This is a genomic window from Vibrio sp. YT-18 (assembly GCF_033337345.1).
GTDB lineage: Bacteria > Pseudomonadota > Gammaproteobacteria > Enterobacterales > Vibrionaceae > Vibrio > Vibrio alginolyticus.
Genome location: NZ_JAWOQO010000021.1, coordinates 1 through 26,315, shown reverse-complemented (window position 1 = coordinate 26,315; position 26,315 = coordinate 1). Strand labels below are relative to the sequence as shown.

General features: G+C 42.8%; 19 protein-coding genes and 1 pseudogene. 11 read left to right on the top strand and 9 right to left on the bottom strand.

Annotated elements, in window-relative coordinates; translation table 11 throughout:
* Positions 1–16: 16 nt before the first annotated feature.
* The gene (locus tag R7M72_RS20800; RefSeq protein WP_017635699.1) at positions 17–448 is read right to left on the bottom strand and encodes a type IV pilin protein; all 432 of its coding nucleotides are present in this window, start codon (positions 446–448) and stop codon (positions 17–19) included.
* Positions 449–551: 103 nt separating this feature from the next.
* On the opposite strand from R7M72_RS20800, the gene R7M72_RS20795 reads away from it, so the two are divergent.
* The 6 genes from R7M72_RS20795 (at position 552) to tadA (ending at position 6,053) form a co-directional block, all read left to right on the top strand.
* Positions 552–1,058, top strand: coding sequence for a GspH/FimT family pseudopilin (locus R7M72_RS20795; protein WP_017635698.1), 507 nt, complete (start codon positions 552–554; stop codon positions 1,056–1,058).
* Positions 1,039–1,629 carry a PilW family protein gene (locus R7M72_RS20790; protein ID WP_017635697.1) on the top strand — a complete coding sequence of 197 codons (591 nt, stop codon included), beginning with the start codon at positions 1,039–1,041 and terminating at the stop codon, positions 1,627–1,629. The genes R7M72_RS20795 and R7M72_RS20790 overlap by 20 nt, the downstream gene beginning before the upstream one ends.
* Positions 1,626–2,936 carry a hypothetical protein gene (locus tag R7M72_RS20785; RefSeq protein WP_006741845.1) on the top strand — a complete coding sequence of 437 codons (1,311 nt, stop codon included), beginning with the start codon at positions 1,626–1,628 and terminating at the stop codon, positions 2,934–2,936. The genes R7M72_RS20790 and R7M72_RS20785 overlap by 4 nt, the downstream gene beginning before the upstream one ends.
* Entirely contained in the window at positions 2,926–3,339 is a 414-nt protein-coding gene (locus R7M72_RS20780; protein WP_017635696.1) for a prepilin-type N-terminal cleavage/methylation domain-containing protein, read from the top strand. Before R7M72_RS20785 ends, R7M72_RS20780 begins: the two co-directional genes overlap by 11 nt.
* A 394-nt stretch (positions 3,340–3,733) precedes the next feature.
* Positions 3,734–5,293: an AbgT family transporter gene (locus R7M72_RS20775; protein WP_017635695.1), complete on the top strand. Its 1,560-nt coding sequence runs from the start codon at positions 3,734–3,736 to the stop codon at positions 5,291–5,293.
* A 211-nt stretch (positions 5,294–5,504) separates the two neighbouring features.
* Complete coding sequence (tadA, locus tag R7M72_RS20770; RefSeq protein WP_025998702.1) at positions 5,505–6,053, top strand: tRNA adenosine(34) deaminase TadA; 549 nt, start codon at positions 5,505–5,507, stop codon at positions 6,051–6,053.
* 588 nt (positions 6,054–6,641) lie between these two features.
* On the opposite strand, the gene mltF is transcribed toward tadA, so the two are convergent.
* Positions 6,642–8,219, bottom strand: a complete 1,578-nt coding sequence (mltF, locus tag R7M72_RS20765) for a membrane-bound lytic murein transglycosylase MltF (RefSeq protein WP_025998701.1) — start codon at positions 8,217–8,219, stop codon at positions 6,642–6,644.
* 299 nt (positions 8,220–8,518) lie between these two features.
* Between mltF and purL the strand changes: the two genes are divergently transcribed.
* Together purL and R7M72_RS20755 are read left to right on the top strand one after the other, a co-directional pair.
* Positions 8,519–12,412 (top strand): phosphoribosylformylglycinamidine synthase, encoded by a 3,894-nt coding sequence (gene purL, locus R7M72_RS20760; protein WP_318056305.1) that lies wholly within the window; start codon positions 8,519–8,521, stop codon positions 12,410–12,412.
* Positions 12,413–12,707: 295 nt separating this feature from the next.
* Positions 12,708–13,016 carry a DUF3622 domain-containing protein gene (locus R7M72_RS20755; protein ID WP_025998700.1) on the top strand — a complete coding sequence of 103 codons (309 nt, stop codon included), beginning with the start codon at positions 12,708–12,710 and terminating at the stop codon, positions 13,014–13,016.
* Positions 13,017–13,106: 90 nt separating this feature from the next.
* Here R7M72_RS20755 and R7M72_RS20750 read toward each other — a convergent pair whose 3' ends face one another.
* From R7M72_RS20750 to R7M72_RS20740, 3 genes are all read right to left on the bottom strand, one after another.
* Positions 13,107–13,547 carry a hypothetical protein gene (locus R7M72_RS20750; protein WP_005381599.1) on the bottom strand — a complete coding sequence of 147 codons (441 nt, stop codon included), beginning with the start codon at positions 13,545–13,547 and terminating at the stop codon, positions 13,107–13,109.
* A gap of 118 nt (positions 13,548–13,665) precedes the next feature.
* Positions 13,666–15,852 carry a TonB-dependent receptor domain-containing protein gene (locus R7M72_RS20745; RefSeq protein ID WP_213896193.1) on the bottom strand — a complete coding sequence of 729 codons (2,187 nt, stop codon included), beginning with the start codon at positions 15,850–15,852 and terminating at the stop codon, positions 13,666–13,668.
* Between the two features lie 263 nt (positions 15,853–16,115).
* A complete protein-coding gene (locus tag R7M72_RS20740; RefSeq protein WP_042521202.1) occupies positions 16,116–17,183 on the bottom strand; it encodes a succinylglutamate desuccinylase/aspartoacylase family protein in 1,068 nt (355 codons plus the stop codon).
* A 330-nt stretch (positions 17,184–17,513) separates the two neighbouring features.
* Between R7M72_RS20740 and R7M72_RS20735 the strand changes: the two genes are divergently transcribed.
* Both R7M72_RS20735 and R7M72_RS20730 read left to right on the top strand, forming a co-directional pair.
* A complete protein-coding gene (locus R7M72_RS20735) occupies positions 17,514–18,053 on the top strand; it encodes a DUF3332 domain-containing protein (RefSeq protein WP_104975925.1) in 540 nt (179 codons plus the stop codon).
* A gap of 809 nt (positions 18,054–18,862) precedes the next feature.
* Positions 18,863–20,566 (top strand): hypothetical protein, encoded by a 1,704-nt coding sequence (locus R7M72_RS20730; RefSeq protein ID WP_136976150.1) that lies wholly within the window; start codon positions 18,863–18,865, stop codon positions 20,564–20,566.
* A 619-nt stretch (positions 20,567–21,185) separates the two neighbouring features.
* Here the strand turns inward: R7M72_RS20730 and R7M72_RS20725 are convergent.
* Positions 21,186–21,575: a hypothetical protein gene (locus R7M72_RS20725; protein ID WP_025541419.1), complete on the bottom strand. Its 390-nt coding sequence runs from the start codon at positions 21,573–21,575 to the stop codon at positions 21,186–21,188.
* Positions 21,572–23,899, bottom strand: coding sequence for a LysM peptidoglycan-binding domain-containing protein (locus tag R7M72_RS20720; RefSeq protein ID WP_170960346.1), 2,328 nt, complete (start codon positions 23,897–23,899; stop codon positions 21,572–21,574). The genes R7M72_RS20725 and R7M72_RS20720 overlap by 4 nt, the downstream gene beginning before the upstream one ends.
* A 600-nt stretch (positions 23,900–24,499) precedes the next feature.
* On the opposite strand from R7M72_RS20720, the gene R7M72_RS20715 reads away from it, so the two are divergent.
* Entirely contained in the window at positions 24,500–24,853 is a 354-nt protein-coding gene (locus tag R7M72_RS20715; RefSeq protein ID WP_213899791.1) for a hypothetical protein, read from the top strand.
* Between the two features lie 511 nt (positions 24,854–25,364).
* Here R7M72_RS20715 and R7M72_RS20710 read toward each other — a convergent pair.
* Positions 25,365–25,793, bottom strand: coding sequence for a hypothetical protein (locus R7M72_RS20710; RefSeq protein ID WP_115385742.1), 429 nt, complete (start codon positions 25,791–25,793; stop codon positions 25,365–25,367).
* Positions 25,783–26,315, bottom strand: a pseudogene (locus R7M72_RS20705) (hypothetical protein); the annotation flags it as partial. The pseudogene R7M72_RS20705 and the gene R7M72_RS20710, both read right to left, overlap by 11 nt.

Below are 26,315 nucleotides of genomic sequence, written 5' to 3'. Positions count from 1 at the left end.
GCATCTCGGTGTTCTTCTAATTCCAGCAATCACTTGGTTCTTCGACATTTGTTGACGTTAAAGTAATCGTTTTAGCGCCAGTCAAACACTCGTCGTCGTCTTGTCCCAGAGCCGATTTTGCTGTTGCTGTAATGGTATAGGCCGTACTTGCAGAGCTCGCAATATTGAAAGAAAATCTATTTTTGTCTGAGTCACATAGAGTGCATGTGCCTCCAGAGATAATATGACTCCAGTCGTACCCACCATCATAAGATGTCTCTAGCTCTAGCTGAATTCGACTAAGATCGCTCAAGGCAACCGTCCTATGAGACTTGAGCACATGATTGGTGTAAGAAGGGTAGGCGACAGCCGCAATGATCCCGACAATCACTACAGCTACCAGTAATTCGATCAATGTCATCCCTCTCAATCCTTTTTTGTAGCCGTTACAACGAGAAATTCGAATCATCACGAGTAGTTTCCTTTTCACTTTTCCGCCTATTTTTGGCAGGTGATAGCATCTGTGCAAGATGAATTACGGCCCTTTTGCCGTTTACATAGGAATTTGGGAAATGCCTCGCGGGTTTACGTTGTTGGAGCTTCTTATTACTGTTGCTGTCTTGTCAGTACTACTACTTTTTGTCGCCCCAAGTTTTTCAAAAGTTAGCCAACACATGAAAATAGTGAATTTAGCCAACGAATTACAGGGTTTTTTGATCCAAGCGAAATCGGAATCGGTGATGAGAAATCAAGATTTTTGGGTTCATATTCAAGGCTTGCCTTCATCCACCGGAAGCTGGAAGCTCACACTCTCGAGTGTATCGAATGTCACTGACATTACTTCAATGAATACTGTTGCTGAGCTGCAAGGTCATCTATATCGGGGTCTGGTGGTGTCGAGTAATATAACTAGCGTCAAGTTTGATCGTGTTATGGGGAATCCCAAAAATGCGGGAAGTATTCACCTGAAGAAATCTCAAGCGGATACCAGTCCGATAAAAGTAACTGTTCATAACGGAGCAGGGCGAGTAAAAGTGTGCGCTATGAATAAGGCAAAATATGGCTTTGAACAATGCTAAACAGCAGGGTAGTACACTTGTTGAGTTTATGATTGCTGCGTTGTTAGGACTTGTCGCTTTGGGCATTGTTGGCGCAGTGTTTCTTTCTAACCAAAAAACAGCTGTGCAGCGAAGCAAGGAAATAATGCTACTTCAGCAGATGAGTAGTGTAATTCAACAAGTGAAAGAGGATATTCAGCGAGCAGGGTTTGATGGTATTACGACAAAATCAATGATGCTTTCCGGTTCTCCTAGCGTTCTATATCAACAATCCGAAAAAATCGGTTATGTTTATCGAAACACAGCAAGCTCTGTGAGTAATACGATATATCGGTTAAAGGATAATATGTTGGAATATTGCCAGGATGATTCACCATCACCTTTAAGTGTCGTGTCTGCTGCTAGTGGATGTTTTGATCTTTTTGATCCTAAGCAAATTAAAGTAACTCAATTTGGTGTTAGTCGAACATTACTATCAGGTTCGTCAATAGAGAGTGCGTTTATTTCTATTTCAATGGCCGCTGAATTAAAAAATGATCCGGCAATTTCTCACGCCATTTTATTACAAGTTCAGCAAAGGAATTGGCAATGATACGTAAGCATCAACAAGGAGTGGCCACGTTACTTATTACTTCCATACTGCTCTCTGTCGCTTTGGTTGTGACGTTAGGGTCATATAAGAATCTATTTTATCAAATTAAGCGTGCGCAGAATGAAGTTAGTTCTCGGCAACAGCACTGGGAAGCGGAAGGGGGGCTTGAGTGTCTATTTGCTTATGTCACAGATGATGTATCCATAGTGAACGAGCTCATCCCAATTAATCACAATAATTTAAATACCTTATGTAAGAGGGAATTAAACCTTAGCCAGCTGAACGTTACTGATATAGGGGCAGGAGTCTATCGTATTAATTCTATATCTCACAATGGTTGGGCCCAGCTCAATAAAACTTTCAGTACACTAAGTAATCGTGGAAAAGGAGCGATACAAACCACATCCAAGTTAACTACTTATGGTGATTTAAAGGTTCATCCAGATGCGAAAGGTGATCTTAATTCTGACAATCTGTATGAATGCATATCACTGACTTATCGGTATAGTTATACCATGGAAGGCGGAAGCACAGGATCAAAATATAACACTGCATCAATAAGAGCGAATAGCTTATATGATGGTTCTCCTGCTGGAGGGTGTACCGCTGCAACGACAACCAATGTTACAGTAAAAGCTGGGAATGCAATTACGAAAACTAATAAACCTGAAACTTCTGATCCGCAGCTAAAAGGCGATTTTGTTTATGACTCTGAAGTCGATCCATTCCAAACCTTTTTTGATTACAAAAAAACACCGGAAAACATTGATAAAGTCAAAGCTTCATTTCCGAAAGCTGGGAAAATCAATTTGTCAAATGCGACACAGTGTAAATCAGCTATCGAAAATGCTTTTAAGGAAGTAGATAAGGTTTGGATTACTGGTGACTGCGCCATTCACGGGAATTTAGCACTTCAAGGCAACCATGAGAAATATACGTTAGTTATTCAAGATGGTATTTTTATCAATACTGGTTCAACAACATTTCAGGGTTCGCTTTTTCATTTAGTCGATAAAACTAAACCACAGTTTGCTCCTGATGAGTTAAAAAGCTATTGGGAAAGTTTGTTCTCGAATGCTGATGGCTCACCGACTAATTTTACCATTGGTAAACAATATACTGATCTTACACAAACTGTTTATGTTGATGCAGGGGCATTTCACGCAACGGGTGGTTATGGTTTTGATACTGATGGGTTAAAAACCTCAATTGCGGGCTCAATGGAGTTACTATTTGATTCCAGCAAAAGACCTACAACAAGGAGAAATGATGTTCGTTGGCAAGAGGGAAGTTGGAATGCCAAGTAAACAACATGGTTTTAGTTTAATTGAAATAATGATTTCTTTTATTTTAATTGGTGTCGGTGCTCTTGGATTGGTTAAGTTGCAAGCTTACATTGAGCTGCGGGCAGATTACGCGATGCATAGCATTGAAGCGCTAAATCTTGCTGAGCAGAAATTAGAGTGGTTTCGTACGCGTGGGGCTATTTCTGCAGTCCCCTCGATGCCCGCCGCTAATTTTGATACAAATATTGTCTCTGGGGAAGATACTACGCACCCCTTGTATACTTTATCTTGGTCTGTGCCAACGGCAACTCTGTCGGGCGCACTTAAAACGATACATATGGAAGCTCTATGGCAAGATCGCCACGGTAAAATACAATCGGTAGAGCTGAAAACCATGATCTCTAAACATAGCGAATTTGATTAAATAGTCTAGGTTCCTGTTTTACGCCGATTCAATCAAAACCGATTGGAGTTCTGGATAAGGTGTTCACTGTCCGCGTTGCCCTTTTTATATTGAAGAGAATTATTTCTTGCTTCTCATCACGTATAGTTTCTTTTCTTAAAACTATCTATTCATCGCTCTATGCAACCTCTGTTTTTGCCAGCTCGTTTACTAAATGTATATGTTGATTTTTCCATAATGTTTCAGGCTTGTATCTTTGGTTTTGTTTTTTTGCAAAATATGTCTCCAATTATGAAAAAAAATCTAGAACATTGTGCTTTCTCCATTAGTGTTTACTAGAATACTCGTTGGATAGTAGGCCGTTATAATTATTCAAATAGGCCTTGGTACCAACATCATTCACTATGGAGTTACCATGAGTAACCAAGCTGTAAATAAAGCACCATCATCGAAGCCGAGCGGGATGGAGCGCTTTTTAAACTTTATCGAGAGGACAGGTAACAAAATCCCTGATCCTGCGATTTTGTTCTTCTGGGCATTGATCATTACTTGGGCGGCGTCAGCACTTTTGTCGAATGTATCATTCGATCTTCCAAACCCTCGAACGGGCGAAGCTCTTACTATCACCAACTTACTTACGGGCGAAGCGCTAGCAAGTTTCCTTGCTAACATGGTGACGACGTTTACTGGCTTTGCGCCACTGGGTATCGTACTTGTCGCAATGCTAGGTGTGGGTGTTGCAGATTCTTCGGGTTTTATTACGACGGGTCTTAAGAAGATGCTGAACTTCACGCCAGCTAAGCTTCTTACTCCAATGCTGATTTTGGTTGCTATTGTGTCGCATACTGCGGCAGATGCAGGCTATGTTCTGGTTATTCCTCTTGGCGGTATTATCTTCCATGCGGCAGGTCGTCACCCTTTAGCAGGTATTGCGGCAGCATTTGCAGGTGTATCTGGTGGCTTCTCTGCAAACTTTATCCCTTCAGGTATCGATCCGCTATTGGCTGGCTTTACGCAAACTGCGGCGCAGGTTCTTGATCCTGAATATGTGGTTAACCCATTAGCGAACATCTTCTTCACTGGCCTATCCTCTATCATTATTGTGGGGATTGGTTGGTACGTGACAGAGAAAATCATCGAGCCTCGTTTATCAAAAATGCCAATTGATGATGATGCGGAAACCGCGCCAAACCTAGGTTCATTTACTGAACTGGAATCAAAAGCATTCCGTTATGCAGGTTGGGCAATGATGGCGGGTATTGCTTTACTTGTTGCAGCGTTAATTCCAGAAACATCAGCACTTCGCTCGCCTGAAGGTGAAATTACTGCCTTCTCAGCACCGATAATGAAGTCTATCGTGCCGTTGATCTTTATTCTGTTTATCATTCCTGGTTACGTTTACGGTAAAGTGTCTGGAACGTTCAAGACCAGCAACGACATTATCAAAGCGATGGCTGATACTATGTCAACCATGGGCGCATACATTGTTATGTCGTTCTTCTGTGCTCAGTTCCTATCTGCATTTGCTCAGTCAAACATCGGTACGATGCTAGCGTTGTATGGCGCAGAAGGCTTAAAAGCGATGAACCTACCAGGTGAAGTGACCATCATCGGTATGATCCTTCTAACCGCGTCTGTAAACCTACTTATTGGTTCGGCATCGGCAAAATGGGCTTTAATTGGTCCAATCTTAGTGCCAATGCTAATGGCGGTTGGTATCTCGCCTGAGCTGTCTCAAGCGGCTTACCGTGTGGGTGACTCTGTATCGAACATCATTTCGCCTCTAATGGTATTTTTCCCTCTTGTAGTGGTTTACTGTCAGCGTTATGTGAAGTCGGCTGGTATCGGTACGCTTGCGTCACTAATGATGCCATTCTCGATCGCAATGCTGATCGGTTGGTCTATCTTCCTAGTTGCTTATTGGATGGTAGGTATCCCGCTAGGCATTCAAGCTCCTTACACTTACACAATGTAAAAACGTTTAGGGTGTGAAAGCCGCTAATTGGCAGCCAAAAAGCGCAGGTCTTCGATCTGCGCTTTTTTGTTCTCGTAAAACGAACATCGATAGGTCTTGTAACTAGTTTTTTGGAGTTGCAGACTTTGTCCCGTGATGTGTCGCTGTAGTGAAGCCGAAGTTGGTGATAAAATTCCCGACTTCAATCATTTTTGTTTCTTTGGAGCCTCCTTTGTCTAACCATCCGTTTACCCCTCAAGATGAATTGTTTATGCGCAGAGCGATGGAGCTTGCTGAGCAAGCAGAAGCTGAGGGGGAAGTACCTGTTGGCGCAGTGCTTGTCAAAGATGGTGAAATTATCGCTGAGGGGTGGAATCGCTCTATTGGTACTAATGACGCTACCGCACATGCTGAGATCCAAACGCTGCGTAAAGCAGGCCAAAAGCTAGAAAATTACCGCCTTCTGGATACGACGTTATATGTAACACTTGAGCCATGCCCAATGTGTGCCGGAGCCTTATTGCATAGCCGCGTTAAGCGGGTTGTTTTTGGAGCGCCAGATTTAAAAGCTGGAGCTGCAGGAACAGTGCTTAATTTGTTTGAAAGCCAAGCCGCTTACCATTACGCCTTAGTTGAAAAGGGGCTGCTAGAAGATGAGTGCCGCACTCAGCTACAAGCGTTTTTTAAGCGTCGCCGAAAGGAAATTAAAGCGAAGAAGCAAGCACAAAAAGCATTAGAAAATCGAGAGAGCGAGCAAGGTAGTGGGAGTAGTGAGGGCTAGCAAACACCTACAACGTGGTAGATGTTTGTTTGGACGCACTAGTGATTGACTAAATGTACAAAAACACGATTACGTGAACTTACTTTCTTTTTCATACATGTCAGTTTACGTTTACGTCGGATAGCAGCTACTGTGTTATTTAAACGCTTTGACTGCACTCTACGTCTTCTCATATTCAAAACCTCCTGCAGACAAGACTTATACCAGTAAAGCGCGGCTCATCGATGCTTGGCAATAGGCTCGATAATCGCACTAAACATTGTATGGTTTAAACGTTCTTCATTTGACTTCTGCATTGCACAGAGCCAGCAAACAATTTCAATACGATGCTTAATAATAGGAGTGACGTTATTTCGGCAGAGTGTAGCCGAAAGCGCCGCTTCATCAAGTGAGCTAAACCATGTGGTTGTAAAGTAATCTGTTACAAAGCAATCAGTTTTACTAACGATGAAGAAAAGGCGACCAACCAAAGGAATGGTTGAGTGTGGTTGGTGTCACTCAGAATATTGGAGTCTAGATAAGTTTTCGTTAGGACTCAACAAAAATGACGAGCTTCATAGGCTCGTCATTTTCTAGTTTACCGCGGGTTTATTCTTCAATGCTTTCTTGTTCGGTGTCTTCTTCAACCGTGACGTCAGAAGCGCCAGAGACTTGTTCTACGACGGTCTCTACTGCGCCCGATATCAAAATGTCGGGGTTGAGCGGCGGAATCACTTGCAAGTCATCGCTATTCTCATCAATCGCTGGCTGTTGGCTGACATGACCAATGATGGATTGGTAGTAACGTCGAATATTTTCTACGTAATTACGCGCTTCATCGCCTCTGGCGTACCCATAGCGAGTTTGGCTGTAATAGCGCTTCTGACGCAGTAAAGGCAGCCTATCTTTTACATCGGCCCAAGCGTTCGGATCGCCACCTTGTGCTTTGGTGAGTCGTCGTGCGTCCATCATGTGGCCGTAACCAATATTGTATGAAGCTAACGCAAACCATATTTTTTCATGCTCGTTGATGCTATCAGGCACGCGACCTACAATGCGACGTAAGTACTCGACACCACCACGAACAGATTGCTCAGGGTCTAAACGGTTTGTTACCCCGACGCTTTTCGCTGTTGGCAGAGTAAGCATCATCATCCCCCTAACACCCGTTGGCGATTTTGCTGTTGGTTTCCAATGTGACTCTTGATAAGCCAATGCTGCAATTAATCGCCAGTCGAACTCTTCGCTGTATTTTTGGAATAAAGGTGCCCATTTAGGCAATTTGTCATCCAGAGCTCGAATGAATGCGCGAGTATCAACGTAGTCAAATGCTTCAATATGACCAATGTACTTTTCTTCGAGGGTGGACAGTTCTCCTGATTGTTTGATGTTACCGAAAAACTCTATCAGCATTGCATACAAGCTTTCGTCTTCAGAACGTCGAGTAAACCAAGACACAGGTTGATCTTCTGTAAGTTCGAACGCGAGCGCAAGATCGGGGTAAAGGCGTTGAGCTAGGGAAAGTTCCACCGAATCAGTCACAGTAAAACGTAACTCACCCTTCGATACGTATTTGAGTAAGTCTCTCGTGTCAGCATCACCAACAATTTCAAACTGAAGTTCTGGATACTGCTTCTTTAACGCTGTTAGGGTCGGAACATATTGCGATTGTTCAACGATCTTTAATGTTTGAGCGCCTGCATTTGTATCTTCGTCTGACTCGTCGTCTTTCGAGGCTTGGTATTCAATGAGTTGTTCGATATCACGTGGTCGAAGTTGCCCTTTTTTATATACCACTTGTTGGCTTACATAATAATAGGCAGGGCCTGGTCTAAATCGTTTGACTGCTTGTGACGTTTGATTTAAACCCGTAGCGATGATATCGATATCTCCTTTCTTAAGAGCAGGAAAAAGCTCAGCTTGGCGAAAGGCTGGTTTAATCTCGAGTTTGACGCCGAGCTGCTCCGCAAACTGACGCGCCAATTCGTAATCCAACCCTGCGGGACCATCGGGACCTATGTAGTAGGAAAGCTGATTGTTTAGCGTGCCAACACGAAGCACACCACGTTCTTGAATTTTTTCAAATTCACTTTTGGGCTCCGACTCAATCTGGCAAGCAGAGAGTAAAAGAACAGAAACTAAAATTAGAGCACTGCGCTTGAGCCGGTTGAAGTGACTTATTTGCATTGATAGGTACATCTTGGAAAATTTCTATTTGCCTTTATATCAAAGCGAGCTCATGGGGCAAAGTGAATCACACACTTATAACGTGACATTGTGTGTTTTATCGACATTTTAGTTGTAATTCAAATTTGACAAAAAAAATGACGCAAACGGTTGCTTTTGGTGTTACATCACAAAAACAATTACTATATAATGCGCTCGCAATGACGAGGTGGAATCGGCATAGGTTCGACAGGGCTTATTTTAAGTGTCTGAATTTATTCCAATATCACCTTAATCAATTGCATAAGAGACCTAAGCACATGAGAATTTTGCGTGGCTCCCCAGCTCTTTCTGAGTTTCGTGTTAATAAACTACTGGAACTTTGTCGTGAACAAGATCTGCCTGTAACTGGCATTTATGCCGAGTTTATGCACTTTGCCGATCTAAAGTCAGACCTTGATGACCAAGAGTTAGAAAAACTTGAAAAGTTACTAACTTACGGCCCAACCATCGAAGAGCATGAGCCTGAAGGTCTTCTACTTCTTGTCACGCCTCGTCCTGGCACTATCTCGCCTTGGTCTTCTAAATCTACCGATATCGCTGTTAACTGTGGTCTGGAGAAAGTGAAACGTCTAGAGCGTGGTACGGCTTATTATGTCGAATCTTCAGTTGTTCTCTCAGAAGCTCAAGCTGACGCTGTTAAAGCGTTAATTCACGACCGCATGATGGAAACAGTATTCACAGAATTTGAAGCCGCATCAGCATTATTTACTGTTGCAGAGCCTAAGCCTGTCGCACATGTTGATATCTTAGCTGGCGGTCGTCTTGCGCTTGAAGAGGCAAACGTTTCCCTTGGCTTGGCACTCGCAGAAGATGAAATTGATTACTTGGTAGAGAACTTTACTAAGCTTGGGCGTAACCCAAACGACATTGAATTGATGATGTTTGCTCAGGCGAACTCAGAGCATTGTCGCCACAAAATTTTTAACGCAGATTGGACTATCGACGGGGTAGATCAACCTAAGTCTTTGTTCAAAATGATCAAAAACACTTTTGAAACGACACCTGACTATGTGCTGTCTGCATACAAAGACAACGCAGCCGTTATGACAGGTTCTAAAGCGGGGCGTTTCTTCCCTGACCCTAAATCTCGTCAATACACGTACCACCATGAAGATACGCACATCTTGATGAAGGTAGAAACGCACAACCACCCAACGGCAATCTCTCCATGGCCGGGCGCATCGACTGGCTCAGGCGGTGAAATCCGTGACGAAGGCGCGACGGGTATCGGCGGTAAGCCAAAAGCGGGTCTGGTTGGTTTTACAACCTCTAACTTACGTATTCCTGGTTTTGAACAGCCATGGGAAACCGACTTCGGCAAGCCGGGTCGTATTGTGAATGCGTTAGACATCATGCTTGAAGGCCCTCTTGGCGGCGCGGCATTCAACAACGAATTTGGTCGTCCAAATCTATTGGGTTACTTCCGTACTTACGAAGAAAAAGTCACTTCTCATGCGGGTGAAGAAATTCGTGGTTACCACAAACCAATCATGATTGCTGGTGGTATGGGTAACATCCGCGATGAACACGTACAGAAGAAAGAGATTCCAGTGGGTGCGAGCCTAATCGTACTTGGTGGTCCGGCAATGAACATCGGTCTTGGTGGTGGTGCGGCATCTTCCATGGCATCTGGTCAGTCAGCAGAAGATCTGGACTTCGCTTCAGTACAGCGTGAAAACCCAGAGATGGAACGTCGCTGTCAGGAAGTGATCGACCGTTGTTGGCAGTTAGGCGACGACAACCCAATCGCATTTATCCATGATGTGGGTGCAGGCGGTATCTCTAACGCATTGCCTGAACTTGTCGACGACGGTGAGCGTGGCGGTAAGTTCCAATTACGCGATGTACCAAACGATGAGCCGGGCATGAGCCCACTGGAAATCTGGTGTAACGAATCACAGGAACGTTACGTTCTAGCGGTAGCGCCAGAAAACATGGAAGCATTCGACGCCATCTGTAAGCGTGAACGCGCACCGTATGCAGTGGTGGGTGTGGCGACAGAAGAGCGTCATCTAACGCTAGAAGATTCTCACTTCGACAATACGCCAATCGATATGCCAATGGATATCCTGCTTGGTAAGCCACCGAAGATGCACCGCGACGCAACCACACTAAAAGTGGAAAGCCCTGCCATTGTTCGTGATGGTATTGAGCTTAATAAAGCGGTGGATCGCGTACTTCGTCTTCCTGCTGTTGCAGAAAAAACATTCCTAATTACTATCGGTGACCGAACAGTAACGGGTCTGGTTGCTCGTGATCAAATGGTTGGTCCTTGGCAGGTACCAGTAGCAAACTGCGCAGTAACAGCGGCAAGCTACGACACTTACCATGGCGAAGCAATGTCGATGGGTGAGCGCACGCCAGTGGCATTACTAGACTTTGGAGCATCGGCTCGCCTAGCCGTTGGTGAGTCACTAACGAACATTGCGGCAACAGACATCGGTGATATTAAACACATTAAACTGTCTGCGAACTGGATGTCTCCAGCGGGTCACCCAGGTGAAGATGCGGGTCTTTACGAAGCAGTGAAAGCGGTTGGTGAAGAATTGTGTCCTGCGTTAGGTTTGACTATCCCAGTTGGTAAAGACTCCATGTCGATGAAAACCAAGTGGGAAGAAAACGGCGAGAGCAAAGAAGTCACTTCTCCACTGTCGCTAGTTATCACGGCATTTGGTCGTGTGGAAGACGTACGTAAGACCGTGACTCCACAACTACGCACTGACAAAGGAGATACCTCTCTAGTTCTTGTTGACTTGGGTAACGGAAAAAACCGCTTAGGTGCGACAGCATTGGCACAAGTATACAAACAGCTGGGTGACAAACCTGCTGACGTAGATAATGCAGAGCAGCTAAAAGGCTTCTTTGATGCAATGCAAGCGTTAGTACGTGATGACAAGCTAGTGGCTTACCACGATAAAGGCGACGGCGGTCTTTTTGTTACACTGGCTGAGATGGCGTTCGCGGGTCACTGTGGCGTAAAAGCGAACATCGCAGAGCTGGGTGATGATGCGCTAGCCGTTCTATTTAACGAAGAGCTAGGTGCGGTTGTTCAAGTTAAGAATGATGATCTAGATTCAGTTCTATCTACTCTGGCGGCAAACGGCTTAGAGGCATGCTCACATGTGATTGGTTCTGTTGAAGCTTCAGACGACTTTGTTATCACTTCTGGTGATGCAGTTGTGCTTGAACGTTCACGTACCGAACTACGCGTTATCTGGGCTGAAACAACGCATAAGATGCAAAGTCTACGTGATAACCCAGCGTGTGCAGACCAAGAGCACGAAGCTAAGAAAGACAACTCTGACCCTGGTCTAAACGTTAAGCTCAGCTTCGACGTAAATGAAGACGTTGCAGCACCGTACATTGCGAAAGGTGCTAAACCTAAGATGGCAATCTTACGTGAGCAGGGCGTTAACTCCCACGTCGAAATAGCAGCAGCGTTTGACCGCGCAGGTTTTGAAGCAACCGACATCCATATGAGCGATATCCTAACGGGCCAAGCGGTACTGGATGAATACCATGGCTTAGTAGCTTGTGGTGGCTTCTCTTACGGCGACGTACTAGGTGCGGGTGAAGGTTGGGCTAAGTCTATCCTGTTTAACGCACAAGCTCGTGAACAGTTCCAAGCCTTCTTCAACCGTGAAGAGACGTTCTCTTTAGGTGTATGTAACGGTTGTCAGATGCTATCAAACCTGAAAGAGCTGATCCCAGGTGCAGACTTGTGGCCACGTTTTGTGCGCAACGAATCTGAGCGTTTTGAAGCGCGCTTTAGTCTAGTTGAAGTTCAGAAATCTGATTCTGTATTCTTTGATGGCATGGCTGGTTCGCGTATGCCAATCGCGGTTTCCCACGGAGAAGGGCGTGTAGAAGTACGTGATGCAGAGCACCTAGCAGCGATCGAGGCATCAGGTACGGTTGCGGTTCGTTACGTGGATAACCTCGGTAACCCAACACAACAATACCCGAACAACCCGAATGGTTCGCCAAACGCGATTACCGGTTTAACAACAGCAGACGGTCGCGTAACTATCATGATGCCTCACCCAGAGCGCGTATTCCGCACAGTTGCAAATTCTTGGGCTCCGGAAGGTTGGGGTGAAAATGGCGCTTGGATGCGTATGTTCCAAAATGCCCGTAAGAATATCGGTTAATTAACCAAAGGTTAATCTAGCTTAAGTAAAGCGCTGGTTGAGAGACCAGCGCTTTCTTTTTTCTTATCACTCTTTTTTCTTCGTCGCTCTTTCTAGTGACTTGGCGAAACGTTGCTTTGTTCTGCCTCTTCTTTGTCATCTATTATCTAGCGTAAAAAACTTGCAGCGTTTAGATTACTTTTATGCTCTAATACCGCGTTTACCAAGGGATGGTGTTAAACAGCTCAGCTTAGATGGAGTTATCAAGTTGACCGAATCCCTGATTGATCCCTAAATCCCTTAGGAAATGAAAGAAATGTCTAAGAATCCAAAATTTGCTATCCGCGTCACTGAAAAACGTAACGGCTGGAGCGCAGAAATCACTCGCCAAGTGACATCTCGTAAGACTGTAGTATCAAAGCGTGAAACAGGCTTTGACAGCGAAGAGAAAGCACAAGCTTGGGCTGAACAAGAACTGGCTGGATTTATCCAAAACCAAGTGGTTCGTAACGAGCGTAAAGCAGCGCAACGTCAAGAGCGTGAAGCAGAACAACTAGCGGCAAAAGTTCGTAAAGAAGAAGCCCGCAAAGCACGTGAAACCGAAGTAGACACTGACGAAGAATAAGTTTAAATCGGTGAGATGGTGACGTTACCCATCAAACAAATAGTGAAAATGCCCTGAGTTTTGTCTCAGGGCATTTTTTATTTATATCGGCTAAAAACAATCCGACGATACGGACAAGCTAAACGTGCCGTCTTCAGGGGCTGCAAATTGTTTATTGCCAGGAAGAAGGTGAGGGTTATTAGCATAAGTGCGATGTGTCGATTTGACCTTTGCAGAATGTCTTTCCGGTAAATCAAAGTGTTGTAAGCCGTCAGATAGATCGTTTGCTTCACCGTAGTCGAAATGTGTTGCGACGTCTTTGGGCTGCTTGGCGTAACGACAGTGATCCGGCTTACCATCTTCGTGCCAAGTTAAAGAGTTAGTTTTTGCATCTAGATTCAGGTTATTTGCTGTTGGCTGTGCGTAAAAATCTTCTGAAACTTGGTGCTTGCTTTGTTCTTGTAAGTAGTCTGCAATGTTCTCAGAAGCTTGCGCTAGGCTACCTACAGGGAAGAAGCAAATCAGAAGAAGCCGTGTTTTTAGATTGTTCATAATGTGCATGCAAGCAAAAGGAAATGATAATACTGATAAATAAAACGGCGTGCAATTATGGCCATTGGATACGATATAACAGGGCAGTTAATGTCTGCCCTGCATCTTTTAGGTATGGTTAGTATTGATAAGTGAGGTGCAGTTTGACTTCGCGACCAGGCGAAGGCACGCCATTAGATAGGTATGCTTCGTAGTAACGATCGGTTAAGTTTTTCACAACCGCGCCAACGCTCAAGCCTTCGACTTGTTGTATTTCCCAAACCACGTAAGCGTTTTGTAGCGTGTATTGCTCACTTGGCGATTTCACTTTTAAATTATTACCGCTTGCCTTGGTTTTGGTTTGCGCATCATACCAACGGACTTCCCAGCCCGTACGTAAACCAGGAATCCATTCGTAACCTAAACCCAGATTAATGTTTAATGGCGGTACATCAGGATGATCATCATCTGAACCTGTAGAGTCAGATAGGCTACCTTTGTTTTTGCCGCGAATGTAACTTGCTGAGAAATTACTGTAGAAATCTTCAATCCGGTATTGTGAAATTAGCTCAAAGCCATAGTTTTTAAAGCCATCTAGGTTTGTATTCCAGCTTTGTAACTCAGTAGTATTTTTGTCGAGGTTATCGCCCGTTCGTATATCAACTGTGTCGCTAACATCGTTATAGAACATAGTTAACTCTGTTGCGAGGTTATCGCGAGAGTTCACCAGCCCTTCCGTTAAGTTGATAACGCTTGCTTGATAAGCATGGATACGAGACACGTCCAGATTCAAAGCAGTAGCCGTAGCGGTAGCTCGCGCATATTGCACTGAGTAGATGTTATCAACGGTTGGTGCTTTTAAAGCGTAGGCGTAGGAGGCGTTTAAACGCGTATTATTGCTCGCATCAAAGTCGATATCCAAACGTGGGCTAAAGCCTTTATGCGTCGTTTCACCGTAGTTATGTCCGGCAGCTGGATCATTATAATCCGGCGCAGCGTTCCCTTTTCCTTCACTCTTGATGTATTCGTAACGCAGAGAAGGTGTGATTGTTAGGCGGTCTGTTGCTTGATAGTGATCAGCAATGTAAGCGGCATAAATTGACTGCGTGCCAGATGGTTCGTAGTAAGGGGTGTACCAACCGTAGTTTTTCGCTTCATTACTGTCGTATGATGCGTTGAATACTAACGAGTCTCTATCGGTTTTTTGATATTGAAGCCCAGTGACTAGAGTGTGATCTCCGAATTGCGCTTGGTTAAACACATCAACGTAATCACGCTCGTAACTCAGCCATGACTCATGACCGTAACTGCCAACAGAAACGAACATTTTCTCGAATGCTACGTCAGGGCGAACCCAATGACGATCGTTTTCGGAACGTGCCATTTTGATATTGAAATCAATATACGGGTTAGTCGGCATGTAGTGGTAAGAGATGGTCGTGGTGTTGTCCGTGTATTTGTTATCGACGGTGTAAGCGTATTGGGCTTTTTCTAATGAGCCGTATTTCTTGATATTGTATTCGGTGATGTTAGGCATTTTTCCGCGGCGGTTAGCCCAAGGTTTACGACCTTCATCTTTGTAGCGAGTGTGGCTAATTTCAAACTCGTGATCGTTGTTTTCATAACCGACCTTTACGAGCATGTTTTCTTGCTCATAACCTGAGTAATCCAGCGTTTCACCACCTCCGACTTTAATGTCATCAGAATCTTTTACCGAGCCATTCGCTAGAAAATAAAAACCAGTATCGTTTTTACCATAGAGTGTTAGCGTGTAGGCGTTCTCATCGCCGTTGGTGTTGTATGCACTTGAGATGCGAGCACCAAAGTTTCTTTCGCCGTACAGGAGATCATCGACACTTTTGGTTTTAATGCGAATGGAGCCACCAAACTTCCCGTTGAGTGCTCGATAGTCGTGCGCGCCCTTGATAATTTCTGCTTCGCCAATTAAGAACGGATCAAAAAAGAAGGTACCGTAGCGGTATTGTTGAAAGCCAATTGGAGCGCCATCGACAAACACGGCGATATCGCTTGGATCATCAAAACCACGAATGTTAATACGTTCGCCACCAGAACGACCGCCACCATCTATTGATGCACCGGGAACGGCATCGATCATTGAGGCAAAATTAGAGTACTGTTGCTCTTCAATCTCTGACCAATTAATGGTGGTTTGCGCAGGCTCAGCAATGGTAATAGGTTTGGCATAACGAACGCCTATGACTTCAAGCTCTTCATTTGGCGCTGTCTCGGCATATGAATAAAGAGGGAAGAGCAAAGCCAGTGAAATGAGATTTACTTTGAGTGGATGACTTTTTAATCGTTTCATATTGATGATTTATAGTGTTTTTATGAAGCTCGGATTATAAGAACATTATTACGATTAATAAATGATAATGAGATTAATTATCAAATGTGTTTTTGCGATGGCTTGTAAAGTTTTTTATCCATTCGTGGAAACTGCGATGAGTATCGTTAGCTTACATAAAACAAAAAGCCCAGCATCATGGACGCTGAGCTTATTGGCTTTAAACAAGATAGTGCGAGCACTGTTGCTCCTTTTGAGCTAATCAGGCGCCTACTTGGTAGGAATTACTGAGTTTCTAACGGTATCTGTCCGGTGGTCAGCGGCTCGGCATCGAATTCAGTGAGGCCTTCAATATAGCTTTCGACTGCTTGCTCTAAAGCATTATCACCTTGGTTAAAATAGGCAAGGTGGAAAATTGCATCGCCTTCGTTCACCAATGGTAATGTTTGTTGACCGATAACCAAACCACGCTTCGGGGCTTTTAGTTCTATCTCATCATGACCAAGAGGAGAGCTAATATAAGCGAGCGTTTCCCCCTGTTCTACTTTATCTCCCAGATTAACGACAGTACGCAAAATGCCGTTACCTGACGCGCGAACCCAGCTGGTGGACTTCGCTATGATAGGCTCAGGCAGCTTTTTCCTGCTCGCACGCAACATACCAATGGCTTGCATTACGCGCCGAACCCCGAGTACACCAGCGCTTATCGAAAGTGGATCAAAACGCAATGCTTCGCCAGCTTCGTAGGTGAGCACTGGAATATCGCATTTTTCTGCTTCACTGCGTAAAGAGCCATCACGCAATGCTGAATCAACAATCACTGGCGTCGAAAATGCTTGAGCAATACGTAGAGTTTCTGGGTTGCTTAAGTTTGCGCGAATCTGTGGCAGGTTCGTGCGATGAATTGCCCCTGTGTGTAGATCCAAAATGTAGTCACAACGCTTGGCAATGTTGTTAAAGAACCCGTGTGCCATACGAGATGCAAGTGCGCCTTTTTCACTGCCAGGAAAGCAACGGTTGAGATCTCGTCGGTCGGGCAAGTAACGAGATTTATGGATGAAACCAAAAACGTTAACGATAGGTACTGCAATGACAGTGCCTTTCAGTTTTTGTGGATCCAGTTGGTTAATGATCTGACGAACGATTTCTACGCCATTAAGCTCATCACCATGGATAGCAGCATTCACCATTAACACTGGTCCTTCTTGTTTCCCATGGATGATTTCCACAGGAATAGATAAAGGCGAATGTGTATATAGCTTCGCTGCTTCAAATTCGATCTCTAATCGTTGTCCTGGTTGTATTTGATGTCCTAAGAGCTCAAACACTTTGCTTTTTTTACTTCTGGCCATAAACCATCTCTGTCAAATGCGTCACCAGCAATGTAACAATTGCTGCAAAATCGCACTAATCATTCTCATTAAGGACACGACAAATTACTTTAATCGTCATGCGTGAAATTTTGGTGTGTGTGAAGTTTTTGTTTTCAATATGATCTTTTCTATCAGTTTAATACATAACAAGACATAGAGATGAGAGCGCAATAATAGCCTTAAAAAATGTGACTGTATTAAAAATAATACTGTTCATGGAGGACAAAAAAACGGACTTTTAACCCTACTTTTTATCCGATAATATCCGCGCCGAATTTGAGGTTTCACACTTTCTAACTAGAGGTTTTGATGAAAAAGGTAATTGCTAAAATTGGTGCATTGACTGCGGTAGCAGTTTCACTTTCAGGTTGCGTAGGTAGTAATGCCGTGACAGGTTATGTCATGGGATTTAACTTGAAAGCTGTTGACAACCGTTACGCTCGAGGTGGCCTAAATATGCTTTTAGCGCCTGTTTATGGTGTCGCGATCGCAGCGGATTATATCGTGTTTAACTCTCTAGAATTTTGGACGGGTAAGAACCCGTTAAATGGTAAGCCACATATCTTCGATACAAAGGTAGATACTTACATTGATGTCAACCACCAGTTAGATAAGTCGTTAACGACGGCACCAATCGCACCATTAGCGGATAACCGTGTCATTGAGCAGGGGCGAATGCAGCAAATCGATGAGAACACTGTTCAAATGGATATTACTTACAGTAACGGTGAAAAGGCGACACTCATGGGTGTACGCGATGGTGAGTTTGTCACTTACTACATTGATGGTGAAGTTGCTGCACAAACGTCAATGGATGAATTAGCCGCTTACGCGCAAAACCGTGTGTAGTTGGGTTCAACTACACCAAAAAAAGGGTGCAGCGCTAAGTATACAGTAAAAACCATGTCTATTTATGAAAGAGTGAGTGGTAGCCCTTTGCTGGCAATGCTTCTTTTCAATATGAAAGGCGTACATACTATGTATATTGGTGTGTACGCTTTTTTATCCCTGAAGGCTTAGCAAGGTGATGGCCTCACTGCGTGAAACCATCACCTTGCCAAAAGGGTATTTAAGGGGAATGGTAGTAAAATAATAAAGCCACTCCTTATGCTCGCACTGCTCACTAGGCATTTATAATTTTTCTTGCTCACTCGATGAAACACGTTTCTGGACATTTTCGTGTTAGCACATTTGCTAATTTAGTAACTAATGAATAACTACTGACATAGCAAAATGAAATGTTAAGCATTAGGAATTAGCCTTAGTCGTTTGCTAACTTTTGTCACCCGACGAGGATTGAACTCAGTTATTTTAAACTCCGTGGGCAAACTCAAAGAATATGTTAGCTGAGATGGGAAGATCTTTAGCAGACCAAGTAGCCCTAGAGAGTGGCTAGCTAAACCTAACATGCTCGCTCATGTCCTTGAAAATCTCATTGGTTTTTTACGTAAATAACCGCTATGTAAAAAGTGTTAGTGCATTCTCGCGCATATATCACAGATGCAAGTTTTAAATATTAACTATCAATAACTTTTCTGTAATATGGATTACTTGTCACTCTTTCGCTCTACTAAAAAGTAGTGACAATTGTTAATCCTGAATAATACAAGAGCAAACTCAAAATAAATAAGTTCAAACTAAGGATAGAGGTGCGTCTAATGAGGTGGCTAGATAAAGCTAAGAGTGCAGCGGTAGGAGCCAAAGATAAAGTAAGTAATATTGATGTCTCCGATATTACGAGTAAAGCCAAAGAATATGGCAAAAATGCATACGATAGTGCCGCTGATAAGTCCACTCAAACTGTACAAAGTGTAAAGCAAGCCGCATCTGATTTCGATTCTTCAGCGGTTGCTGAAAGTGTTAAGACTAAGGCCTCTGATATATCACAAATCGGGCAGACAGCAGCATCTGATGCTTATGAGCAAGCAAAAGAGAAGATCGATAATATCGATTGGGATGAGCTAACAGATATGGACGCTCAAAAAGCTAATACTATCAGGTATTGGGAAACAGGAACTGAAAAAATAAATCAATGGGCTAGAAGTACATTTGAAGTAGACAAAGATACTTTCCAAATGGTTTCTGATTTACAGGGTAACTTACCAGTTCCAGCAAAAACATCAGAGGACATCTTTGAACAATGTCGTAATGTAGCAATCCAGAGAGCAATGGCTTCGTTCTTTTTAAACAACACAGCCAATTCCATCGATGATTATTCCCAAGCTAAGTATGAGAATTTGTCTGAGAACTATAAAGAATTTGGTGGTCGCATTGGTGAGCATAACTTGAGAAATTCACATGAAAACTTTGCAGCTATGCAAGACACAAGAAATGCAGCTAAGGATTCTTTCTCACCTTTAGAAGACGGGTATAACAAAGATTCAACTCTTTATGCGCAAGATTCTGATATCGAACACGTAATTGCAGCTAAAGATATATATGGTTCGACGCTGTTGAAGGCTGGGACAACTGATAAACAACTTCTAGATGCAATTAATGACTCGGGTAATTTAGTCTTTACAAATTCATCGGTGAATCGTTCAAAGAGGGATGTGCCACTTAGTGAGTTCTTAGAAAAATCTGTTCCACATCCAGAGAAACCTGGTGTTCGTGTTATGACCATACAAGGTGAACAGTATGAGTTAAACGAAGAAGACTGCAACGCTGCGTTAGAACAAGCTCAGAAGGTTCTAAAACAGCATAAGTCTAGTGCTGCTTTAGAAATAGGCATGACTGCGGTAAAGACTGGCGCGACAATGGCAGTACAGCAGGTTGTGGGTATGATTGTTGTAGAAACCATCGATATTTTCATGGATGAAATAAAAGTCTTTAGTAAAGAGTTCAAGCTCTTTGATGAAAAGGGAATGATTCAAAATGTGAAAGAACTTAAGGAGCGGCTAACTCAGCGTTTGAATCAACGATTTGAAGAACGTCAGATTTGGGCTAAAGCCAAAACGCTTGGAATTGAAGCTGGTGTGAGTGGTGCGCTGAGTGTCATTCCTCAGATCTTAATTTCTATGGTTACTAAGCTTCCATCATTTACACTAGGCTTGATTCGTGAAGGGACTTTAAGCTGCGTTCGATGTGTACGAATTATGTCGAGTAATGATGAGAATAAGCTTCAATCTATTAGTATCATAATGGCGAGTACGGCTTCAGCAGTTGTAGGTTTGTACGTTGGTCGTGTGATCGGCACAGGGTTAGCGACGGTGCCATTGTTGAACCGATTCAATAGCCAAATTACAGCGATTTTGTCTGGGCTGGTAGTAACAGCAGTTCCACTGGTTGCTATTTACGTGTTTGATCAAAACAAGTCAAAGTTCATCTTTGCATCTGGAACCAAGACTACAGCAGAGGCTTAGTTGTATTATTTCAATAAGAAGGTTGGATTACTACAGCCTTCTATCTATCACAGTAACAATAGCCATCCAATCGATAGACACTTTGTAGTATAAGACGAAATAGGTCAAATAACCTCGTACAAAAATGACGTACAGCTCAGTTCTAGCTTAGAATGGGGCATTTCTTAGCTATAAGTACTCACCGTAAACAAAAAACTATTAGCAAATAAACAGGTAAGTGCCTCTTCTCATACCGATGATGTACCCCCTCTGTCCAAAACACGACGATTTTCGTCAACTTCTATTCAGATATCATTCATTTCCACGTTACGATTTCTGATGAATATCGGACGTTCGGATAAATTTAGCTAGGGCAAAATGAAAGACCTGACCCCGAACATTTTCACTAACTCGCACAGGACTTTCTTTATTGCAACCGATAACAGCATGCAAGGGGTTTATCCTTGCTCACTTCTAGATCTAAATGAATTGACTAAAGCAGCCCTTTTCTGGCTGCTTAGATGAAAAACCACTTTTATTTTAGGACCATAAAAAACGTGATTATGGTTAGATGTGAAATCTACCAAAAGGTCTAGGATAAAAGCGAGTTAGCTAATTTGAGTAAAATAGCTAACTCTGGCTACTCACAACTCACTGCCTGTGTTTGAACATCGATAGTGCATGATAGATCAGACCAAGGAGTAGCTACTGTAAATGTTACGTCACCACTCCACATACTTAAATCCATGACATAAACAGTAGGATAGTCTCGCTGTAAGTGGGTTAATGATATATCACCATGCACAGAGCCTGCCTTTTTCTCTTTATTTCCCAATTCACAATATTGGACTGACTTCCCTGTTTTAAATTCATACACAGTGATACATGGATTATCTTTCAAAACATAGGCAGCAAAATTTTCTTTCTTCGTTCTAACTGAATAATCCGAAGCATATAATCTATATTCAGACGCACTTGTGTAAGCTGATACCAACACCAAGCATACCGTTAAAATACGTTTAAGTTTCATTCTAAATGCTCCTTTCTTGCAATAAACCTACCACTTGGAATATCAAATCTCCTCCACGCTTTAACATTCGACATAACTGCTTTAAACGTTTGGGCATTGTAATTAACTAATGCAGGAACAAACACTTCTCTAGTACTAGGGCTATTGTCTCCTCGATAAGTTAAATCGACTAAAACATTCCTTACATTGAGAGATAAGTTATCCCAATCAACTACCCCAAATTTTTCTCTCACATCAGGTTTTGTTAACAAAATTCGGGTCTTATCTTCCATATACGCGTAGACTTGTTTAAACATTAGGTGTTGTTGTTTGCGGGTTAGGGTGAGTGTTTTGTTGTCCAACCCTGAATTATTCAACGATTCAAGGGCTGCTTCTTTTTGTATACCCTCGACGCTTAGTAACCAGTTTGAAAGCTCTGGCATCAATCCAGATTTTTGGAATAACTCTCTTAAGTTCAATGCAGAAGGTGATTGTCCTGTTGCACCCGTTGGTGGATTACCCATATCTAAACCTCGGCCAATTGTAACACCAGATCGACCGACCACCACGCCACTATTATTAGGAACATGGGCTTGTCTCGAAAAATAGGGAGATGATGGGTTGTCATCGCCTTCGCTGTCAAAGGTAAATTGTCCCTTGGGTACTGTTAGCCACTTTTCGTCCATCTCATCATCAACAAACTTCCAACCTTCTTTAACAGCCTCATCTAAAGCAAGAATGGTATTTTTACCGACAATCCCATCCACATCACCAAATTGGTAGCTTTTATGTATGGTATGTGTTGGCTTATAGTGGGTTTGAAACTGTTTAACTGCACCTTCTATCACACGGCCAAAATCACCGTCAGCCCCTAAATCGAAACCTAAGTAGATCAATGCCTCTAGAATGGCTTTGACCTCAACTCCTTTACTTCCCTTACTAAGGGCTTCCCCACCACCAGAAGCCAATAACTCCAATTTATCAGATGTTGACAACGGCTCTGAACGCAGAACGAGTTGCTTAACTTTAATTACAGGTGTGTTCTTATCTGCCCCCACATTACCAACAATAGGATGCACATGACAGTGGGATTTACTGCTGACTTCACACTGAATATTGGAATGAGCAAAGGCTGTTTTTGATGTTGTTACGTCTTCAGCAGGCAAAGGAGAACGAACGGAAGATTGACCACTCGTCTTTTTAGGTAATGTCACTTGAAGCTTATCACCAAGTGATAACACCGAAGGATCCGCATCATAATTCGGATTCATTCCTAATAGGGACTTAGCCGAAAGGTTATATAATGCAGCGATACTACTCCACGTTTCAGGTTGGTTCGTCTTAGAGTCAAGTTGACAGGTGTGAAACTCAGATTCAACATCATAAGTTTCAGTCACTTCAATGGTGATTTCATCACCGACATTCACCATGTCTGGAGAGACCTTGTATTTAGGGTTTAAAGTCAGTAATTCTTCGAGTGTTATTCCCTGTCTATGCGCGATTTTAGACAGACTATCCCCACTCTTAATGATGTAAACGATTTTGCCATCCTGCTCTTTCTCTTTTTCTAAAATCGATGCCGTTCGAGTGGAAAACACTGCACCCATATCAAGAAGACAAGCGTGTTCATCGAGCCACTCAGCCGTAATATCATCCAAAAGTAAATCTTGTGAGAGTTTTTCTTTTCTATACAAAAGGTGTTGCCTTGCAATCACTTGATTGTCGATTTTATAAGGCAGCAAAATCGTAGATTGTGGTTTGGATACGATGATCTCCTCGCTGAGCCGCCATTTAGTGGACTCAGTGACATTGAAGCCCCATTTGTTATTGCCCGCGATTTTATACTCGTGGATAAACTCATCATCAATAAAGTGGTAGAAGTAACCTTCTGTAGGCCAACCTAAGCGCTCCCCAACCTGAACAGAAGGCTTAACTGGGATAAAAATATCACGATAAATGGCACTGCCTTTTTTGACTGGAAGAACATTTCCATAGCTCAACGCTGTTTTCTTAGAGCCAGCAAACTGATAGAGCAGAGTTTTAGGCTCATTAACCAATATCGGAGTACTCAAAATAGTACTGATGTTATCTGAATCTTTTGATTTAACCCAAGAGTTGAGGGGAGTCTTTTCTTTGTCAGTTTCAGCTACGACAAACGAATCAATACTGAATGCTTTTACCTCATCGAGTGAACACGCTAACGCCACATTGTATTCCAAGGTAACGTCTTGAGGTGTATCCGTTGACGTATGGTTGTGATTAGTATTGGTTTGTGTTTTCTTTTTATATGTATCTTCAGGTGCCATAAGTGACATTGAATCTACGGGTTTACTTTGATATCTCATCAACTCGACCAGTACAGGTAAATATCGGTCAATGATAGCTAAATAGTGACCGTGTTTGTGTTGGTTTACCTATGCAAGATAACTAAAGTCAATTTGATTTGAGGCGTACGCTCTCTCCATCTAAGTTCGGATAACCTTTTGTAGGGCAAATGTACATTAACAGGATGTGAATGAGTAAAAGGCCTACCTTACAATGGGGCAATTATGATTTAACTAAAAGTAATACAGTGTCGCATTTACTATGTAGCTATCTATCTTCATGATAAAGGAAATAAGTTTGCCTGGTGAAATTATCAGAATAAATTGTGCTTGTGGTGTCAATGGCAGCATCTCGCTTGGTTTTTCGGAAGCTGAGCTTTTTTTGAGGTTACGAGAGTCAGATGCGCTACCGAAAACAGTGTTTGAATACATCACAATAGATAAGAACCTAGAGCTAGTAACATTACAAAGTAGTGTGAGATTTTTACCATTTAGTGATTATTTGATTCCAATCGAATCTCTTAATGGCTTGATTTCTGGTAGGAGTGATTTCAGGTGTCCGCGGTGTCAAGAAGGTTGGTCGGTTGTTGGTGTGATAAATTTCGATTAAGTGGTGATATTGTGAAATCTCAAAAGTCGATATTTTTATTCTGTACCTTGATTTTGAATGCGAACGCTATGTCTAGCGTTAATCTAGAAGTAAGTGAATCCCGTGATATTCTGGAAGAGTGTAGAGGTGTTGGAGAAGTGGCTCAATCTTTTATGACGTTTCGTCAAATGGGAATGTCTTATGATTTAGCTAAAGAAACATTGAAATCCACAACAAGTAATATTTCTGATTACATGCGTGGGCTTGTGGTGCTTGAAAAAGCTTTTGAGTATTCTATTTTGGCTAATAAAAATGAAAAACAGTCGTTAGCAGTCTATTTCTCAGAACAGCAAGCGGGAGAATGCTTAATGGGGTACATCAAGTGACCGTCCCCTGTAAAGATAGATTGAGAGGATGGTTTGACTAAAATTAGAGAACTGAGCACTTCAACTATGAGCCGCCATGAACCCACATGGCGTTTACGAAGCGCTTATACAAATATAGCATTTTCAAAAAAGCACTAACTAATTGATAATATGTTGCTTCCAAACGGTTGGTGGAGCTGGAGGGTTCACTTTCCACCAAGAACACACTTTAGCCTATTCACACGCAAAAAAGACACATGCTAGTCTTCATGAATCGGATTAGATTTGGTAGGGGAAAACGCCTGCCCCTAGATTTTGTAGGGTATTTAATCTAAACAACTTTGGGGCATAAATGAGCCAGCACAGATCTAGCTGGCTCGAAGATGGACAAAACCTTGTCAGTGCCTTCTCTAATTTAGAAAGCTACGAATAATCACAGGTATTGCAAAGTTGTTGTGAAGGGCTAGTGCGATGAGCAACATCGCACCAGAAAAGTATTGGCTGGGTTCGGATTTAGTGCCGTTAAGTTCAATCATCGAGCTTTAACGTACATCAAGTGCACTCCTGTTGGAGTGACTTTTGTTAAATCTCGGCTGTATACGTACCCATATTTTTCTAACAAGTCGATAGAGTGATATGTCCAGCCAGCAGCAAATGCCACGCCTGCCAATGCAAAATAAATACTAATTTTGTTAGCTAACTGCATAGCTCTTTGAGAATAAAGTTCATTAATCTTCTTCCCATATAGCAATGCTTTAGGTGTCATAAAAAGCACACACACTAAAGCCCCAAAAACACCAACAGGAACCCACAAGGTAATAACGGAAACTTGCACAGTATCGGCTCGATTCAATAGCTCAAGGTAATCCAAATAAACGCCATAAGAAGGATAAAACCAACACAACAGCATTAGTGAAACAAAAAATAAGCCAGCCAAACGGATTTTAGTTTTATATCGCACTTTCTAACCTTTCAACTATCGTTTGAGAAATTTTGTATTCGCCCCAAGCCCATTCAATTAGAAGATATGTCGCTGTTACAGCAATTGCACCGATAATTATCGGTTGACCTAAGACAGCAGCAGCAAACAATGCGGCTTCACCAACTGCGCTTTGGAGCATAAATTTGAACATGTCAGAGCCAACATTCCCAAACCAATCCACTAGGTGGTAATCATCTTTGAACACTAGGTCACTAGTAGCAATACTCGCCGATACAACAAACGTTAAAACTCCTGCACCTTTAAAGTTTGCAACCCTAGATTTCGGGCTAAAACCAGTTTGCATTGCTTTAAATGAATTAAGCGGGTATTTTTTTCCGTTCATGTTGATACGAGAGCCATTCACTAACGCATGTTTGAGTACTTTCCCGTTCTGATCTGTCCCATTGAATGCGACAAAGATTTGTCCTCTGCTCTCAACAAGATCCGCCTTAATGTTCATATCCCCGAATTGCTTAGCAATAGACGCGGCGTCAAACATCG

Excerpts from the sequence above, each read along its gene's own strand:
- R7M72_RS20720 (WP_170960346.1), bottom strand. The coding sequence starts at position 23,899 with ATGAGATATCAAAGTAAACCCGTAGATTCAATGTCACTTATGGCACCT.
- R7M72_RS20750 (WP_005381599.1), bottom strand. The coding sequence starts at position 13,547 with ATGAACAATCTAAAAACACGGCTTCTTCTGATTTGCTTCTTCCCTGTA.
- R7M72_RS20800 (WP_017635699.1), bottom strand. The coding sequence starts at position 448 with ATGATTCGAATTTCTCGTTGTAACGGCTACAAAAAAGGATTGAGAGGG.
- R7M72_RS20780 (WP_017635696.1), top strand. The coding sequence starts at position 2,926 with ATGCCAAGTAAACAACATGGTTTTAGTTTAATTGAAATAATGATTTCT.
- purL (WP_318056305.1), top strand. The coding sequence starts at position 8,519 with ATGAGAATTTTGCGTGGCTCCCCAGCTCTTTCTGAGTTTCGTGTTAAT.
- R7M72_RS20740 (WP_042521202.1), bottom strand. The coding sequence starts at position 17,183 with ATGGCCAGAAGTAAAAAAAGCAAAGTGTTTGAGCTCTTAGGACATCAA.
- R7M72_RS20790 (WP_017635697.1), top strand. The coding sequence starts at position 1,039 with ATGGCTTTGAACAATGCTAAACAGCAGGGTAGTACACTTGTTGAGTTT.
- R7M72_RS20725 (WP_025541419.1), bottom strand. The coding sequence starts at position 21,575 with ATGAAACTTAAACGTATTTTAACGGTATGCTTGGTGTTGGTATCAGCT.
- R7M72_RS20795 (WP_017635698.1), top strand. The coding sequence starts at position 552 with ATGCCTCGCGGGTTTACGTTGTTGGAGCTTCTTATTACTGTTGCTGTC.
- R7M72_RS20735 (WP_104975925.1), top strand. The coding sequence starts at position 17,514 with ATGAAAAAGGTAATTGCTAAAATTGGTGCATTGACTGCGGTAGCAGTT.
- R7M72_RS20785 (WP_006741845.1), top strand. The coding sequence starts at position 1,626 with ATGATACGTAAGCATCAACAAGGAGTGGCCACGTTACTTATTACTTCC.
- R7M72_RS20730 (WP_136976150.1), top strand. The coding sequence starts at position 18,863 with ATGAGGTGGCTAGATAAAGCTAAGAGTGCAGCGGTAGGAGCCAAAGAT.
- R7M72_RS20755 (WP_025998700.1), top strand. The coding sequence starts at position 12,708 with ATGTCTAAGAATCCAAAATTTGCTATCCGCGTCACTGAAAAACGTAAC.
- R7M72_RS20745 (WP_213896193.1), bottom strand. The coding sequence starts at position 15,852 with ATGAAACGATTAAAAAGTCATCCACTCAAAGTAAATCTCATTTCACTG.
- R7M72_RS20775 (WP_017635695.1), top strand. The coding sequence starts at position 3,734 with ATGAGTAACCAAGCTGTAAATAAAGCACCATCATCGAAGCCGAGCGGG.
- mltF (WP_025998701.1), bottom strand. The coding sequence starts at position 8,219 with ATGCAAATAAGTCACTTCAACCGGCTCAAGCGCAGTGCTCTAATTTTA.